This is a genomic window from Humibacillus xanthopallidus (assembly GCF_006717145.1).
Classification (GTDB): Bacteria; Actinomycetota; Actinomycetes; order Actinomycetales; family Dermatophilaceae; genus Humibacillus; species Humibacillus xanthopallidus.
In genome coordinates, this window is the sequence record NZ_VFQF01000002.1 from 169,384 (window position 1) to 183,328 (window position 13,945).

Genomic DNA, 13,945 nt, shown 5'->3' on the forward strand with positions numbered 1-13,945 from the left:
ACGCTACTCAGGACGGCGCTCCCGCGTGAGCGGATGCGCAGGGCATACGGAAGCGTCGTCAGGACCACACGCCATCGATGGCGGCAACGACCCGATCGAAGGTGACACGCTCCTGCTCGAGACGGATCGACGTGCCGAGCTCGTGGTCGCGCAGGGTGCGATAGACCTCCGACTCGGGCGCCGTGAGCCGCTCGAGCGTGGCACGTGACGGGCTGGGGTCGATGGTCCACTGGCTCGCGTGAGCGGTGAGGGTGTCGAGGTCCATGAGAATGCTCCGCACCTCTGGGAGCTGGCCGCGCAGCCGGTCGAGGATGACGAAGCCGTGCGTGTCGAGGTCGCCCCAGTAGACGACGTCGCGGTCGCGCAGCCAGGGGAGCCGCCCGAGGCGTAGCACGTCGAAGCCGGCCCCGAAGAACGCGACGGCGTCAGGCACTGGCGGCAGAGCGAGGAAGGTGATCTCGTTCTCCACGACCAGCACCCGCCGGGCCGCCAGCTCGAGACGGGCCAGCTCGTCGACCCGGACGACGGCATCCGTGAAGCCGCCGACGACCGGCCTGCCGTCGAGCGACCGCACGCGGGTCATGGCCGGCTTGTCGCTGAAGCCGTAGCGCCGCGCGAAATCCTTGCTGGCAGAACGTGATTCATCAGCCACGCCGAGAGCCAGGACGTCGAGCAGCTCGGCCAGGAGCGTCCGATGGCCCTCGATGAACTTCGTGTCGACGCCCGGCACGTCGATCTCGCGCAGGTATGCCGCCGTCCCCACCTTGTCGCGCAGCCACAGGGCCGTCGCGGTGACCTCGCGCCACAGTGCGGCGTGAGCGAGCGCTCGCAGGGGGTGCTCGGCCACCCACGTGGCGATTGCCGGGTCGGCAGCGAGCGACACGGCATACAGGCCCTCGGCCGTCGAGACCTCTCCGGCCACGCGGAGGAGGCGCCACGCCTGGGCCGGCTCGTCGATCCATGCGGCGACGGGGAGGGCGTTGGTGCCGACGAGGCGACCGCCGACGTTCCTGCTCTCGAGGCGGAAGCCGGGCCGGGCGCCGCCGGCGTCGCGGTGCAGCTGTGCCGCCCAGTCCTGCACGGCCCCGAAGTCGGAGGCCAGCTCACGTGCCGTCGGGGCCTTGAGGGGCACCCGGATCGGCTCCCACACCTCCTTGTCGAGGTGCGCGCGGAGAAGCTCGCCGCGGTCCCAGCGTCGGCGCAGTGCCGCGCGCACGTCGTCGGTCGTCGACCAGGCGAGCCGCCCCGACGCCCGGCCCGACGTCCGGCCCCGCGTCTTGGGTGATGCGCCGGTCGACTTTGCGGGTGATGCCCCTTGGGACGGCGGGGTCATCGCGTGTCGGTGGCGCCACGGGCGAGCGCGATGCCGGCGCGCTCGTGCTGGTACTCCTCGATCGTCAGGTTGTGCAGGCGCGACGATCGGCCGCTCGGGTTGTCGACGAAGCCGACCCGCTGCACGAAGGGCTCGATCGTGTGCACCTTCTGCAGCGGCGTGACGACGAGCAGCTGGAGCCCGAGGCGCGCGAAGAGGCGCAGGGCGAAGCGGGTCGACTCGTCGGACCCGCGCCCGAAGGCCTCGTCGATGACGGCGAAGCGGAACGTGCGCGCCGACCCGCCGGGGGAGTCGAGCCGGAACTGGTAGGCGAGGGAGGCGGCCAGGATCGTGTAGGCGAGCTTCTCCTTCTGTCCTCCGGACTTGCCGTCGGAGTCGGCGTAGGTCTCGTGCTCCTGGTCGGTCTCGCGCCAGCGCTCGGAGGCGTTGAAGACGAACCAGTTGCGCACGTCGGTGACCCGCAGCGTCCACTGGCGGTCGTGCTCGGACATGCCCTCACGGCCCTTGAAGCGGGCGATCAGGGTGCGCACCTGCTCGAACTTGTCCTCGGAGTAGAGCTCGTCGCCGTCGCCGCCCAGCAGGGCGCCCTCGGTGCAGGCCCGCAGCTGGGTGCGGAACTCGCGGATCTCGGTCATCGGGGTCGGCACGGCGTCGAGGCGGATGAAGCGGCCAGGGTTGTAGTCAATGTCGCGTAGCGAGGTGTTGATCGTCGTGATCCGCTCGGTGATCTGCTTCGACTGCTGGGTGAGGCGGGTCTGGAAGCCGGCGATCTCGCGAATCGTGTTCTGGTTGAGGAAGCGTTTGAAGTCCGCCTCGAAACGGGGCAGGTCGTCGCGCGCGACCCGGTCGCGGAACTCGCGGTACTCCCCGGCGGCTTCGATGCTCGAGTCGAGCTCGGTCGTCTCCGTGGGGTGGTCGCGCCGGAAGGCGTCCATAGCCCGCTCGGTGCGCGATGTGGCGGTGCGCAGCCGGGCCGAGAGAGCGTCGCTGCGCGCGATGAGCTCGGCGCGGAGGGACTCGACGACGTCGTGCACGGCGTCGAGCCCGGCGATCTGTCGCTCGCGCAGCACCCCTGCCGCGCGCTCCACGGCCGGCGCCTCGTCGGCACCGACCCGGGCGAGAGTCTCGGTGCTGCGTGCCTGCTGGGTCTCGAGCTCGCGCCACCGACCCTCGAGCGCGCCGATGGCGCGGTCGTGCTCCGTGCGCCGCCGCTCGGCGGCCTGGAGCTCGTCGTCGATGGCGGCCAGGCGGGCGTCGAGGTCGGCGAGCTCTCGTGAGGCCTCGACGAGCAGGGCCAGCTCGCGCTCCACCTGTTCCAGGGCCAGGGCCGAGGCCCACCAGTCGACGTCGCGCACGTCGTCGACCACGAGGGCCCGGGTCAGGGCGTCCCGGCGTGCGGTGAGAGCGCCCCGCGACCGGTCAGCCGCGCCGATCGCGTCCTCGACCGCGGTGAGCTGCTCCTGCACGCGGGTGCCGCGCTCGAGGAGGGCGTCCTGCTTGGCCTTGTTGTCCCACCCGAGGACATAGCTCGAGCGGTCGTCGACGAGCCGCCGGTCATCCTTCTCGTGGCGGTTGCCCGACTTGACCTGCCCGCGCACGGTGACGGCGCGGCTCGCGCGGCGCAGGTCCTCGATGCTCTCGACGCACTCGTGCGCGGCGCGGGAGCCGAGCTCGGCGGCCAGCCAGGCGGCATACGGGCTCTGCTTGAGATCGAGCTTGGCGGCGAGCGTGCCGCGCACGGGGTCGCTCGGCTGGTGGCGGTCGCCGACGCGGACGCGGTGATAGACGAGACGGGTGCCGAGGTGGTGGGCGTCGACCCAGCCGGCGACCTGCTGGTAGTCGTCGGCGACGATGAGCGAGAGGGCGAAGCCGCGCAGCACGCGCTCGGCGGCCCCTCGCCAGCGGTCCTCCTCGGGGCGCACGTCGACCAGCTCGCCGACGAAGGGCACGCGCCCCTCGTCGACCCCGGCCTCGCGGCAGAGGCGTTCGCGCAGGGCGAGCAGGTCGCGCGGGATGCTCGAGTGGCGCTCGCGGAGGCTGATCAGCTCGTCGCGGATCTCATCGGACTCGGCGCGCAGCCGGTGCTGGTCGACGGCGAGCCGCGTGCGCTCGCCCTCGAGGCGGGTGCGTTCGTCGTCGACGGCCGCGTGCGCCTCGAGCACCTCGGCGCGCACCCGCGCGAACTCGTCGGGGTGGGCCATCGGCTCGAGGGACGCGGCGGCGAGGTTGTCGCTCCACTCGCGGTGCCGCTTGCGGCGGTCCTCGCGGTCGGAGGTATGCCGCTGCCTGGCCTCCTCGAGACTGCCGACCCTTCCGCCGGCGTGACCGGCGCGAGCGTCGCGCAGCCCCTGCTGCTCCGAGCGCAGGGCGTCGATGGCCTCGTGGGCCCGGTCGTGGGCGGCGCGCTCGGCGACGAGGCGGGTGTCGGTCTGCGCCAGCTCGGTCGCGAGCAGCTCGAGCGTGACGGTCGCGGCGGCATACCGCAGCGCCTGCTGGGCGCTCGTCGCATCGCCGAGCTCGCGGCGGAGGCGGTCGACCTCGTCGCAGCCGGTGACGATCGGGGTGAGGGCCTCGAGCTGGGTGCGGGCCTTGATGACGGCGTCGTGCGCGGCGGTGAGGTCTTCGAAGTGGTCGATCAGCTTGCGGACGTCGGCGGCGGCATCGAACGGCTCGAGCATGTGGGCACGCACGAAGTCGGTGAGGTTGCCGACCGACTTCATCGAGACGGTCTGGTGGAAGAGCTCCATGGCCTGGCTCGAGGGGATGCCGAGGGCGCGACGGTAGGCCCGCTCGTAGTCGGGGAAGCCGGTGTGGGGGGTGATGCCGGACGAGCGGAGCCGCTTCTTGAGGCCGGCGATGTCGGAGCCGAAGTCGCTGAGGTGGCTGACGATGCCGAGCTCGCGGTCGGCGACGACGTAGAAGCGGTTGGGCTGGCCGGCGTGGTCGTCGGGGGTCCAGAAGACCTGGGCGAGCGTGACGGCGGAGTCGAGGCGCTCGTTGCGGAAGACGGCGAGGATCGCGGAGTGCGACCGGTGGTCGCGCAGGCCGACGGGACGGGAGGCGCCGGTGGTCTCGTTGCGCTCGGACTTCCAGTAACCGAGGACATAGGAGCGCAGGCTGCGCTCGCGGGTCTCGGCGCCCGCGGCCTTGTTGTAGGCGATGCGGTGGGCTGGGAGCAGCAGCGTCGTGATGGCGTCGACGAGGGTCGACTTGCCGGATCCGATGTCGCCGGTGAGCAGGGACGTGTGTCCGTCGAGGTCGAAGCGCCAGACCGAGCGGTCGAAGGTGCCCCAGCCGAGCACCTCGACGTGTGCGAGGCGGTAGCCGGCCGGGCCGAGCAGGTCGTCGAGGGGCAGCTCATCCATCGGTGCGCTCCTCGCGCTGTTCGGCTGGGGTGTCGGCGGCGTGGGGTCCTGCGTCGGGTCCTGCGTGGGGTTCGGCATCTGCGCCGGCGTCGGGATCGGAGGGCTCGAGGGTGGCGAGGTACTCGCGGAGGCGGGCGTCGAACTCGTTCAGCCACTGGGCGTCGACGTAGGCCTTGAGGATGCGACGCACCTCGTAGGTGCGCTCCTGGCCGGTGACCTGGCGCAGGAAGCCGAGTCCGACGACCTTGGTGAGCAGGGCGTCGACCTCGTTCGTGAGGCGCACCTCGTTGGTGCTCGTCGGGAGGTGGACGCGGAGCAGCTCGGCGATCTGGTCGCGGGTGAGGATGAGCCGCGGGTCGCTGCTACTCGCGTCGAACTCGGCGAGGCGCTTGCGCAGCAGGGCGAGCATGAGGCTGACGGTGAACGACAGACGGTGGCGGGGGACGAGCCGGGGGATGTCGACGTCGTCGTAGTCCATCTGCCGGAGGTGGGCGTAGCCCTCGGCCTCGTCGACGAGCAGCTCGAGGCCCATGACGGCCATGTGGTCGCGGACGCGGGCGTGGTGGCGCCGGAGCAGCGCCCAGGTGGCGGCGTTGTCGGCCTGGTAGACGACGCCGCGCAGGAGGGGCACGACGACCCGAGAAAGGTCGAGCACGTCGTCGGTGATGGCGGCGGACGGGAGGTGGGCGACGGCGTCGGTGGGGGTGGTCATGACGACCCTCCGGAGGGTGGGGTGCGTGGCGGGCGGCTGTCCTGGTCGTGGCGGACGTAGAGGAGGGTCGGCACGTCGGCCCGTCGCTGCGTGTCGTCGTCGGCGGTCCAGGCCAGCTGCTGGCGTGAGTCGTCGTCGAAGACGAGGTCGATGCCGTCGTCGTCGAGCGCGAACCATGCCATCACCTCGGCGAGGCCGTGCTCCGGCGGATGCTCCTCGACGAGCTCGCCGAGGCTGACCTGGGCGCGGTGGCGCAGCGCGGCGCGCACCTGGCTGACAAGGCGGTGCTGGTCGACGTGGTCGACGGTGAACAGGGCGGTCGTCTCGGCGGCTTCGTCGGCGGCCTCGACAGTGCTGTCGATGTGCGCCTGCGCGGGGGGCGCATAGAGCGGTCGCTCGAAGGGGAGGGCGACCTCCGGCCGGGTCGCGTCGAGCTCCATCGTGAGGGTCGGCCGGGTGTCGCGCAGCGCCACCGAGCTGGACTCGATGCTGCGGAGCAGCTCGACGACGCGGCGGTTCTCGAGCCAGACCGAGTCGTCGAGGAAGCGGCGCAGCTGGTCGGAGAGGGTGCGGACGGTGGCCTGGGTGCGGTCGGCCGCGAGCAGCCAGTCGCGGTCGATGCGACGCACCCTGTCGTCGGCGACGATCGACTCGAGGTGGTGCACCTCGTCGAGCAGCTCGCCGAGCTCGTCCTGCCGCTCGGCGGAGAGGAGAAAGTCGTAGAAGGCCTGGAAGCTGCGGCCCTGGTCGGAGTCGGCGATGGCGTTGCGGTCGCCGAGCAGCTGGTCGAGCAGCTCGCCCTTGGAGCCGTCCCAGCCGGCGATCGTCTCGCGCATCTGGCGGTCGAGGGCGCGGAACTTCACCTCGACCTCGCGGAAGTCGGAGAGCAGCTCGCGGGCGGTGCTCGCGAACTGCTGGTAGCGGTCGCGCTGACCCGTGGGATCGAGCACGTCGATCTGGCCGGACTCGGCCCGAGCGATCTCGGCGTCGAGCCGGTCGCGCTCGGCGCGCAGGAGCTGGAGCCGCCGCTCGGGGTCGGTGTCGCTGCCCTGCACGATCTGCCGGAGGAGCCCGAGGAGGGTGTGCAGGCGTGACTCGGTGGCCACGAAGGCGCGCTCCTGAAGGCTCGCGACCCAGGCCACAGCCTTCTCGAGCGCAGGCGTCGCGTCGACGTAGGGCTCGTCGCTGCCTTCGAGGTAGTGCAGACGCAACCACCCGGAGTCGGGGCCCGCCCAGTCGTTGACGTAGGCCGTTGCGCTCTTGGGGTAGGCGCGCTCACCGAGCTGCTCGCGCAACGCATACAGCTCGTCGTCGAGGTGGCTGACGAGCTCGACCTGGGTGATGGCGCGCACGTTGTCGTCGACGAAGACCCGGCCGAGGAAGCCGATGATGAGCGGGGCGTTGTCAGCGCGGAGCAGGCGCCAGGCCGGGTGCCGCTCACGCAGCAGGCTGAGCTCGTCGTGCGACACCATGGGCGACCCCTTTCGATGCGGGCGAGCATAGGCGCTGTCAGTGACAGCGGTAGGCCGCGACGGGAGAATCGGTGTGCATCATGATGCGTAGAAACTGATGTTATGATGCAGCATGCGGACGACGGTGAACATCGACGAGCGGCTTCTCGCCGAGGCGAAGCTCATCGCGGCACGTCAGCACCGCACCATCGGCTCCGTTCTCGAGGACGCCCTGCGCGTGCTCATCGACAAGGAGTCCGCACCGGCGACGCGTCAGGACTTCGTCCTGCACACTTTCACCCCGGCGCGCGCGGGCGTGCTGCCTGGTGTCGATCTCGAGGACAAGGAGCTCATGGCAGACCTGCTGGAGAGCGATGCCAGGCATGCTCCTGCTTGACGTCAACATCTGCCTCTACGCCTACCGACCTGCCGAGTCGGAGTCCGCGGCGCGCGTCAGCGAGTGGCTGGCTCCGCGGCTCGTGGGCCACGAACGCATCGCCGTGAGCGAGCCGGTGCTCGCCTCGGTCCTCCGGATCGCCACGCACCCCAAGGTTTTTCGCATGCCGTCGACACCGGCAGACGCGGTGGCCTTCGCCGAGTCGCTCGCCTCAGCGCCGGCGGCCCAGCGCGTGCGTCCAGGCCCCGACCACTGGCCGATCGTCACGGAGCTAATCCGAGAGCATCGTCTCCGCGGCAACGACGTGCCGGATGCCGTCCTGGCCGCCCACGCTCTGGAGCTCGGTGCGACCCTCGTGACACTCGACCGTGGCTTCGGACGGTTCAGTGGACTGCGAACGGTGAACCCCCTCGACGAAGCGACCTGAGGCCAGCCACGACCGGCCTCAGCCGACATCCAATCCCAGCTGTACGGCCCATGGCGGCGACTCGGCAGCTCGGCCTGACGTAGGCCGTACAGCGCTGGCGAGGCGCGTCGAACTTGCCCCTCCGCTTCGCTCGGCGGGTGGCCGTCGGCAGCCACCCCTATGGTCGGACTCACAAGACAGGGGAGGTCACGATGGCTGAGGCAGGCTGGGTGCAGCCTGCGCCCGCGATGCTGGCGCACGCGAAGGAGCGGGCTCTGGGCGCGCTGGAGCTGGGCGAGGCGACGCGCAAGATGCGTCGCTTCTACGCCACGACGAGTGACTACGCGGGCGCAAGCTTCGCGACCATCGGCCACAATGCGCCTGACAGGATCGGCGTCGATGACCTGTTCGCGACAACCCTGTTGAGCGTCGACATCCCTGCCAAGGCGGCACGACGGCTGACGGGTCCGGGGCCTGACGCGGACGCCATTCGAGCGGCGTTGGCTGCGCTGCCCGACGGTCCCCTCGAATTGGTCGACCGCGAGGGGCTCGAGGCCATGGAGGTCCTGTATCTCCACGTCAAGAAGAACCTCGCCAAGGCCACGGCCAAGAACTCGAACCCCTGGGTGGTGGCTAGCAAGCTGTGCGCACGCAAGCGTCCTGACCTCTTCCCGGTGCGCGACAAAGTCGTGTGCCGCCTCTTGGACGTCCAGCAGGCTGGTAGCTACCGAGTGGACTGGCTCGTCTTCCAGCATCTCATCGCTGATCCTGACCTGCGTCAGGCGGTTGACGAGGTACGAGCTGGACTGGAGGCCGATGCAAGCGCAGAGATCGTCCTCGACACGGAGCCACTGCGTCTGCTCGACGCCGCTCTGTGGACCAGCGTCAGGATGGGCTGACCACGGTTGCCCGCGGGCAGCCGGCTATTGGTATCGCTCGCCACGCGTCCCACTCGGACGCTTGCCGTCCGGCGGTGCGGGAGCTGCCCGGCTACTCGGGACGAGTCAGGCCGAGCCGCGTCCGGTCACGGCATCGACGCGCAGCGCGGGCTCGAAGCCTGCGCGGTCGTCAAGAATGCCTCCCCAGCCGTGTGGCGTCACGATGTAGACGTCGCCGTCGAAGGCCCCGCGGAAGTGGTTGGCATAGCGCCAGGCTCGGAACCACGAGCTCTCGCGGCTCGTGAAGACCACGCGCCCGTTGCGACAGACGACCGTCACCAGCACGTGCGTGATGCCGTGCCCTTCTCGGCCCGATGCCCAGCGTTCCGGGACCATGTCTGTGGCCAGGTCACGGACGAGGTCGCTGCCGGCGTAGTCATCAGACAGCTCACCGGTCATCGCGACACGGGCATCGACGACCTTCTGTGAGCCGAGCTCGACGGCAGCCACGATGACGCTGTCGAGCTCGAAGGGGCAGAGCCTTTCGACGTCACGCAACGTCTGCTCAGGGTCAGTCAAGTGCCACGGTCGCTCATTCATGCCTACAGGCTGGCCGCTTCGAGCTGGAGCGTGCAGGGGTTGTGCACAGGGAGCCGGGGGCCCGCTCGCCTGTGGACAACGCGAAGCGTCGCGCGGGCGAAGGCGCTTCGCTTGTCTCAGATCAGTCGCCTCCCTGAGGAGAAGCAATGGGATTCAGCACCACCTACCTCGGCCGGCTCGACATCGAGCCCCGACTCAACGCGGCGGAGGCCGAGTGGCTGACGGCGTACGCCATGGTTGACCGGCGCTACTTCACCAACCCCTACGAGGTACCAATGAACCCGCGTGCCTTCGTCGCCGAGCAGGAGCGGCAACGCGCCGCGGCCCGGAAGGTTCCTGAGGCGCGCCCGCGCAAGGGCAGGCGTCAGCCGGACGTGCGTGACCCGTTTACGACGCTGGTACCCCGCGACGGCACCCCCTACCCGCATCTCGACTGGACGCCGTGTGCCGACCGCTGCTGCCTCCAGTGGGACTCTCGCACCGAGAAGTCGCGCATGGCCGAGGCCTGGCTGCAGTACCTCATCGACCATTTCCTGCGTGCCGGCGCCATCGCACGAACGAGCAACAAACCCGACTTCGCCCCGTTCACCTTCGATCACGTCGTCAACGGGATCATCGCCGCAACCCGTGACGACACCCGCGCGCTCTGGCTGATCCGCTGTGTGGACAACGAGATCTCCACCGAGTCGATTCTCGCGCCTGACGTGATGCCGTGGGACCTAGGCTCCGCCGTCTGGGGGTGAACGACGTTCCGACGGCGCGGCGGTGCGGCGGTGCGGCGGTGCGGCGGTGCGGCGGTGCGGCGGTGCGCGAAGATGCCGACGGCATACGGAAGGGGCTGGGTCGGCGTGATGCCGACCCAGCCCCTTCGCGCGCTACGAGTTCCTCAGCAGCCGGTGGCTGGTGCCCGGAAGCCGGGGAACGGGTTGAGGTCGCCCATGAGGGTGTAGCGACCGCCGACACCGGACTGGTTCAGCTCGGAGCCGGTCGCGTTCGACGGCCGCCGCAGGAACCACGGCAGCAGCGCCTCGTCCTCCGGGTGGTAGTAGCCGTCGGCGCTCTGCGTGCCGTTCGGGTTCGGGCCCTGCAGGTGGGTGTTGGTGCCCTTCGCGAAACCGATGCCGACGACAGGGTCACCGGTCTCGAGGACGCTCGTGCAGCCATACTGCGGAGCCGTCGGGGTGAGCCACGGGTTCACACCGTTGTTGACGAACGGGTCGTCCGCCCACTCGGCGATCTCGTGGCTGATTGCGTGGATGTCCTGCAGCGCCCAGTCGGTGCCACCGTCGGGCCGCGAGTAGAAGCCGGGCCGCACGTAGGACGACCAGGCGAAGGTCTGCACCGTCGCGTTGCCCTGGCTGTGGGTGCTGCCGCCGCCGTTGCCGACAGCCCGGGTGCCGTGGTAGCCGATGATGCAGCACTGGGTGGGGTCGTTGGCGCTGTGCAGGAAGATGTTGTCCGTCAGGTAGAGCGGCAGGTGGGTCGGGTCGGCACTCTGCTCGAGGCTGTTGATCTTCGAGGACCACCAGCCAACGTCCACGTTGCCACCGTGCACGCCGCGGCCGCTCTGAATCAAGAGCCCCTGGTTGCTCGGGACCGTGATCGTCACCGCCGGGAGCACGTTGGCGTGCAGGCGCAGGTGGTAGTTGCTGGTGCCCGTCTTGGCGAACTGGGCACGCATGGTCGCGTCCTGCAGTTGCAGCGGAACGCCGGCGTCCAGCTGCGACAGGGCGCCGCCCGGACCGCGGACGAATGCAGGCGCCTTCGGGAACGCGCCTGCAGCCGTGGCGGCCGGGGTGTCTCCGTAGTCGTTGTTCGCGAACTGTGGCGACGCGAGGGTGGCCGGCAGGACGTCGTTGCCGTCGAAGGTCTCGCCGCCGACGATCACCTTGATCGGGGTGATGTCGACCTGGACCGTCACGTTGCACGCAGCGCCGCTGCACGTGTTGGGGTTCGCGCCGACCATGTTGTAGCCGTAGGTGACCCCGTTCGACGGATCCTTCGTCGCGCCGTACCAGTGGGGGATCGTCCTCGTCGTGGGCAGGACCTTCGCGCCGCCCATCGTGATCGACTGGGCCTTGAGGTCCTCGTCGTGGATGAGCTGCGGCTCGGTGGCCGTCGTCGCACTGGTGCCGCTGGTGGGGCTCGTGCTGCTCGTCGTGCTGGCTGTCGCGGTGGTTCCCGCGGCCAGCACCAGGGCGCCGGCAGCGATGACCGCCGTCGTCAACGAACGAATCGTCATGTGATGTGGCTCCGTCCATGGGTTGTGTAACTGACCCCCGATGGATCGGAATGTAACCTCGCGGGGCCACGCGGCCGGGGCCGACGAGGGGGGTCAATTTCCGACGAATTCGCCTGTTACGCAGGACATTCAGGAAACTCACATGGTGCTGGCATCTCCGTCCCAGTCACCGGGCGCCGCCGAGCGCCCTCCGACACAATGAGCCATGGCCCTCGCGCTCTGCCTCCTCTTCGACTCGCGCACCGACCGCCTCGTGCGCGAGCTGTGGGAGCGGCTCGAGGCACGCGGCATACGGACGCTCCTCACCCACACCCACGGGCGCCACCACCCCCACCTGTCGTATGCCGTCCTGCGGGCTTGGGACGCCGACGCCGTCGCTGCCGCCGTGGCGGGCCTGCCTGACGGTGGGGCGGTCGAGGTCTCGGTGCAGGGCTCGCTCGTCTTCCCGCGCGGACGGGTCTCGTTCGCGTGCTCCGTCAGCGCCGACCTCGCCGCGCGGCAGGAGCGGGGCGTCGCGGCTCTCACGTCGACGGGCGCCGACCTCCACTGGCACTACGCGACGGGCCGGTGGGTGCCGCACGTGTCGGTCGCCACGGGAGCGAGCGCCGACCAGCTGTCGGTGGTCACCGCGGCGGTCTCCGACGTGCTGCCCCTGACCCTCCAGTGCGACCGTGCAGCGCTCATCGACAGCTCGACCGGTGAGGTGTGGCCACTCGACGGGGTGCCGTGAGGCGTGCGGTGGGTGGTGGACGTGGGTCGGTGCGACGCTCCTCTGTGTTGAGTCACGGGGTGACGCAACAGGGTGGTCACCAAGGTGACCAGCAAGGTGACCAACAGCGCGCCGCTCCGCGCTGAGTCACGGGGTGACTCAATACAGAGGCGCTACGCGACAGCGATGTCGACGAGGAGCTCGGCCGCCAGGCGCTCGAGGTCGGCGCGCAGCGCGCTCGTGTCCGACCCCGCCGGCACGTCCACGACGACGTGCGCCTCGAAGAGGAGGCCACCGGCCATCGGCGCCTCGCGGGTGCCGGTCGTCATCGTCTCGATGGAGAGGTCGTGGTGGCTGAGAACCGTGGAGACCTCGCGGACGATGCCGGGGTGGTCGTTGCCGAGCAGGTCGATCGTCAGCTGGTCGGTCGCCGCGGGCCCAGCTTGAATCTCGGCTTCCGGCTCCGCTCCGGGGTGGGCCGCCACCTCGAGCAGTCCGTCGAGCGTGCTGAGCGAGGTCGCGAACTCCTCGGCGCGGTCCTCGGGCACGCTGACGACGACGATGCCGGCGAACTTGCCCGCGAGCTCCGCGAGCTGGCTCTCCTCCCAGTTGCCACCGTGCTCGGTGACGACGTCTGCGAGGGCGCGGACGAGGCCGGAGCGGTCGTCGCCGATGACGGTGAGCACGAGTCTGGGCACGTGCCGATCCTATCGACCGCCGGCCCACCCCGACCCGGCAAGCGTCGAAGCCGACGCCGCGACGATCAGGACGTCGACGCGGCCAGCACCTGCCAGAAGTGGTCGCGCAGCAGGAAGCGCAGGTGCTCGTCGACGTCGTAGACGCCGAGGCGAGCCGACAGGTCGAGCAGCAGCGCTCGGTCCAGGTCGCTCGGGATGTAGGGCTTCTCGGAACGCAGCCTGCGACGGTCGTCGGCGCTCGCGGTCACGGACCACGCGGAGATCACCCCACGGCATACCTCGTCGATGAGCTCCAGCTCACCGGCACTCGTCGACCCGGGCCCGCGCCCCCCAGCCCCCTCGCTCGTGCTCGACCAGATCGGCCTGCTCGCGCCCGCTCCGGCCCGAACGCCGCTTGCAGCCGAGTCCGCTGCGCGTGCAGCCGGCCGTGAGCCGGCGAGCACCGCTGGAGTGGGACGCGCCTCTGCGCTGGCCGCGCCCTCCTCGTTCGCTGCCCCCTCCGCGCGACCAGCCGCACGCGGCCCGGGCAGCGGCACGACGACCCCAGCGGGCGCCTCCGACGACGGCGCGCCCGGAACCTCCTCCGGCTGGAGCTGGCGCACGTGCACCGTCTCGTCGACGACCGAGCCGTCGAGCACGATGAGGTCGTCGGACTCGCGGATGAGGTGCTTCGAGACGGCGTGCGGCTTTCCCGCGGCGTCGGGCACGGCCATGAGCACGACCTGGACGCCGTGGTTCTGTGCCTCCTCGACGGCTTCGCACAGGTCGTCGTCACCGGAGACGAGATAGATGACGTCGACGACGCGGTTGCGCCCGTGCGCAGCGAGGTCGAGCCCGATCCGCAGGTCGACCCCCTTCTGCTCACCCTGAGGCGAGATGCGCCCGAGGCGCAGCTTGACCCGCGGCAGCATGCCGATGGCCTCCTGGGCGGCGTCCGGCGTGCCTCCGCTGCGGCGGCCGGAGTCATACCAGTGGACCCGGAGCAACGGCATACCGCTGGCCTCCTCGGCAGCGGCGACGAGGCGCGCCACGAGGTCGGGATAGGACACGACCACCCCGCTGCGCAGCGACGTGCCCGTGACGCGCGTCGCCGACGCAGCGAGCAGGTATCCGACGTCGACGTAGAGCGCGCAGTGAGACCTCATGCTGGGCAG

13 protein-coding genes are annotated in these 13,945 nt (G+C 70.4%); 5 read left to right on the plus strand and 8 right to left on the minus strand.

Annotation, left to right across the window (positions count from 1 at the left end; genetic code table 11):
• Window positions 1-58: 58 nt before the first annotated feature.
• From FHX52_RS11840 to FHX52_RS11855, 4 genes are read right to left on the minus strand one after another with little or no spacing between them, the layout of a single operon-like run.
• Window positions 59-1,333 carry a Wadjet anti-phage system protein JetD domain-containing protein gene (locus FHX52_RS11840; RefSeq protein WP_141822300.1) on the minus strand — a complete coding sequence of 425 codons (1,275 nt, stop codon included), beginning with the start codon at window positions 1,331-1,333 and terminating at the stop codon, window positions 59-61.
• Complete coding sequence (locus FHX52_RS11845; protein ID WP_141822301.1) at window positions 1,330-4,698, minus strand: ATP-binding protein; 3,369 nt, start codon at window positions 4,696-4,698, stop codon at window positions 1,330-1,332. Before FHX52_RS11845 ends, FHX52_RS11840 begins: the two co-directional genes overlap by 4 nt.
• Window positions 4,691-5,410, minus strand: a complete 720-nt coding sequence (locus tag FHX52_RS11850) for a DUF4194 domain-containing protein (RefSeq protein ID WP_141822302.1) — start codon at window positions 5,408-5,410, stop codon at window positions 4,691-4,693. The genes FHX52_RS11845 and FHX52_RS11850 overlap by 8 nt, the downstream gene beginning before the upstream one ends.
• On the minus strand, window positions 5,407-6,882 hold the full coding sequence (locus FHX52_RS11855) for a DUF3375 domain-containing protein (protein ID WP_221630584.1): 1,476 nt from the start codon (window positions 6,880-6,882) through the stop codon (window positions 5,407-5,409). Before FHX52_RS11855 ends, FHX52_RS11850 begins: the two co-directional genes overlap by 4 nt.
• 112 nt (window positions 6,883-6,994) lie before the next feature.
• Between FHX52_RS11855 and FHX52_RS11860 the strand changes: the two genes are divergently transcribed.
• The 3 genes from FHX52_RS11860 to FHX52_RS11870 all read left to right on the plus strand — a co-directional run bounded on the left by FHX52_RS11860 (window position 6,995) and on the right by FHX52_RS11870 (window position 8,563).
• Entirely contained in the window at window positions 6,995-7,258 is a 264-nt protein-coding gene (locus FHX52_RS11860; protein ID WP_141822303.1) for a type II toxin-antitoxin system VapB family antitoxin, read from the plus strand.
• Window positions 7,245-7,685 carry a TA system VapC family ribonuclease toxin gene (locus tag FHX52_RS11865; RefSeq protein ID WP_185747256.1) on the plus strand — a complete coding sequence of 147 codons (441 nt, stop codon included), beginning with the start codon at window positions 7,245-7,247 and terminating at the stop codon, window positions 7,683-7,685. Before FHX52_RS11860 ends, FHX52_RS11865 begins: the two co-directional genes overlap by 14 nt.
• A gap of 191 nt (window positions 7,686-7,876) precedes the next feature.
• Window positions 7,877-8,563 carry a DUF6308 family protein gene (locus FHX52_RS11870; RefSeq protein WP_141822305.1) on the plus strand — a complete coding sequence of 229 codons (687 nt, stop codon included), beginning with the start codon at window positions 7,877-7,879 and terminating at the stop codon, window positions 8,561-8,563.
• 105 nt (window positions 8,564-8,668) lie between these two features.
• On the opposite strand, the gene FHX52_RS11875 is transcribed toward FHX52_RS11870, so the two are convergent.
• Window positions 8,669-9,142 (minus strand): hypothetical protein, encoded by a 474-nt coding sequence (locus FHX52_RS11875; RefSeq protein ID WP_141822306.1) that lies wholly within the window; start codon window positions 9,140-9,142, stop codon window positions 8,669-8,671.
• Window positions 9,143-9,288: 146 nt separating this feature from the next.
• Here FHX52_RS11875 and FHX52_RS11880 point away from each other — a divergent pair, with 146 nt between their 5' ends.
• Window positions 9,289-9,885, plus strand: coding sequence for a hypothetical protein (locus FHX52_RS11880; RefSeq protein ID WP_141822307.1), 597 nt, complete (start codon window positions 9,289-9,291; stop codon window positions 9,883-9,885).
• Between the two features lie 143 nt (window positions 9,886-10,028).
• On the opposite strand, the gene FHX52_RS11890 is transcribed toward FHX52_RS11880, so the two are convergent.
• The gene (locus FHX52_RS11890) at window positions 10,029-11,384 is read right to left on the minus strand and encodes a hypothetical protein (protein WP_141822308.1); all 1,356 of its coding nucleotides are present in this window, start codon (window positions 11,382-11,384) and stop codon (window positions 10,029-10,031) included.
• A 205-nt stretch (window positions 11,385-11,589) separates the two neighbouring features.
• On the opposite strand from FHX52_RS11890, the gene FHX52_RS11895 reads away from it, so the two are divergent.
• Window positions 11,590-12,114 carry a 2'-5' RNA ligase family protein gene (locus FHX52_RS11895; protein ID WP_141822309.1) on the plus strand — a complete coding sequence of 175 codons (525 nt, stop codon included), beginning with the start codon at window positions 11,590-11,592 and terminating at the stop codon, window positions 12,112-12,114.
• A gap of 152 nt (window positions 12,115-12,266) precedes the next feature.
• On the opposite strand, the gene FHX52_RS11900 is transcribed toward FHX52_RS11895, so the two are convergent.
• Both FHX52_RS11900 and FHX52_RS11905 read right to left on the minus strand, forming a co-directional pair.
• Window positions 12,267-12,791: a glycine cleavage system transcriptional repressor gene (locus FHX52_RS11900; protein ID WP_141822310.1), complete on the minus strand. Its 525-nt coding sequence runs from the start codon at window positions 12,789-12,791 to the stop codon at window positions 12,267-12,269.
• Between the two features lie 65 nt (window positions 12,792-12,856).
• Window positions 12,857-13,936, minus strand: coding sequence for an NYN domain-containing protein (locus FHX52_RS11905; RefSeq protein ID WP_141822311.1), 1,080 nt, complete (start codon window positions 13,934-13,936; stop codon window positions 12,857-12,859).
• Window positions 13,937-13,945: the final 9 nt, after the last annotated feature.

What these genes read in the sequence shown, in the direction of transcription:
- FHX52_RS11840 (WP_141822300.1), bottom strand. Translation starts at nt 1,333, where the DNA reads ATGACCCCGCCGTCCCAAGGGGCATCACCCGCAAAGTCGACCGGCGCA.
- FHX52_RS11845 (WP_141822301.1), bottom strand. Translation starts at nt 4,698, where the DNA reads ATGGATGAGCTGCCCCTCGACGACCTGCTCGGCCCGGCCGGCTACCGC.
- FHX52_RS11850 (WP_141822302.1), bottom strand. Translation starts at nt 5,410, where the DNA reads ATGACCACCCCCACCGACGCCGTCGCCCACCTCCCGTCCGCCGCCATC.
- FHX52_RS11855 (WP_221630584.1), bottom strand. Translation starts at nt 6,882, where the DNA reads ATGGTGTCGCACGACGAGCTCAGCCTGCTGCGTGAGCGGCACCCGGCC.
- FHX52_RS11860 (WP_141822303.1), top strand. Translation starts at nt 6,995, where the DNA reads ATGCGGACGACGGTGAACATCGACGAGCGGCTTCTCGCCGAGGCGAAG.
- FHX52_RS11865 (WP_185747256.1), top strand. Translation starts at nt 7,245, where the DNA reads ATGCTCCTGCTTGACGTCAACATCTGCCTCTACGCCTACCGACCTGCC.
- FHX52_RS11870 (WP_141822305.1), top strand. Translation starts at nt 7,877, where the DNA reads ATGGCTGAGGCAGGCTGGGTGCAGCCTGCGCCCGCGATGCTGGCGCAC.
- FHX52_RS11875 (WP_141822306.1), bottom strand. Translation starts at nt 9,142, where the DNA reads ATGAATGAGCGACCGTGGCACTTGACTGACCCTGAGCAGACGTTGCGT.
- FHX52_RS11880 (WP_141822307.1), top strand. Translation starts at nt 9,289, where the DNA reads ATGGGATTCAGCACCACCTACCTCGGCCGGCTCGACATCGAGCCCCGA.
- FHX52_RS11890 (WP_141822308.1), bottom strand. Translation starts at nt 11,384, where the DNA reads ATGACGATTCGTTCGTTGACGACGGCGGTCATCGCTGCCGGCGCCCTG.
- FHX52_RS11895 (WP_141822309.1), top strand. Translation starts at nt 11,590, where the DNA reads ATGGCCCTCGCGCTCTGCCTCCTCTTCGACTCGCGCACCGACCGCCTC.
- FHX52_RS11905 (WP_141822311.1), bottom strand. Translation starts at nt 13,936, where the DNA reads ATGAGGTCTCACTGCGCGCTCTACGTCGACGTCGGATACCTGCTCGCT.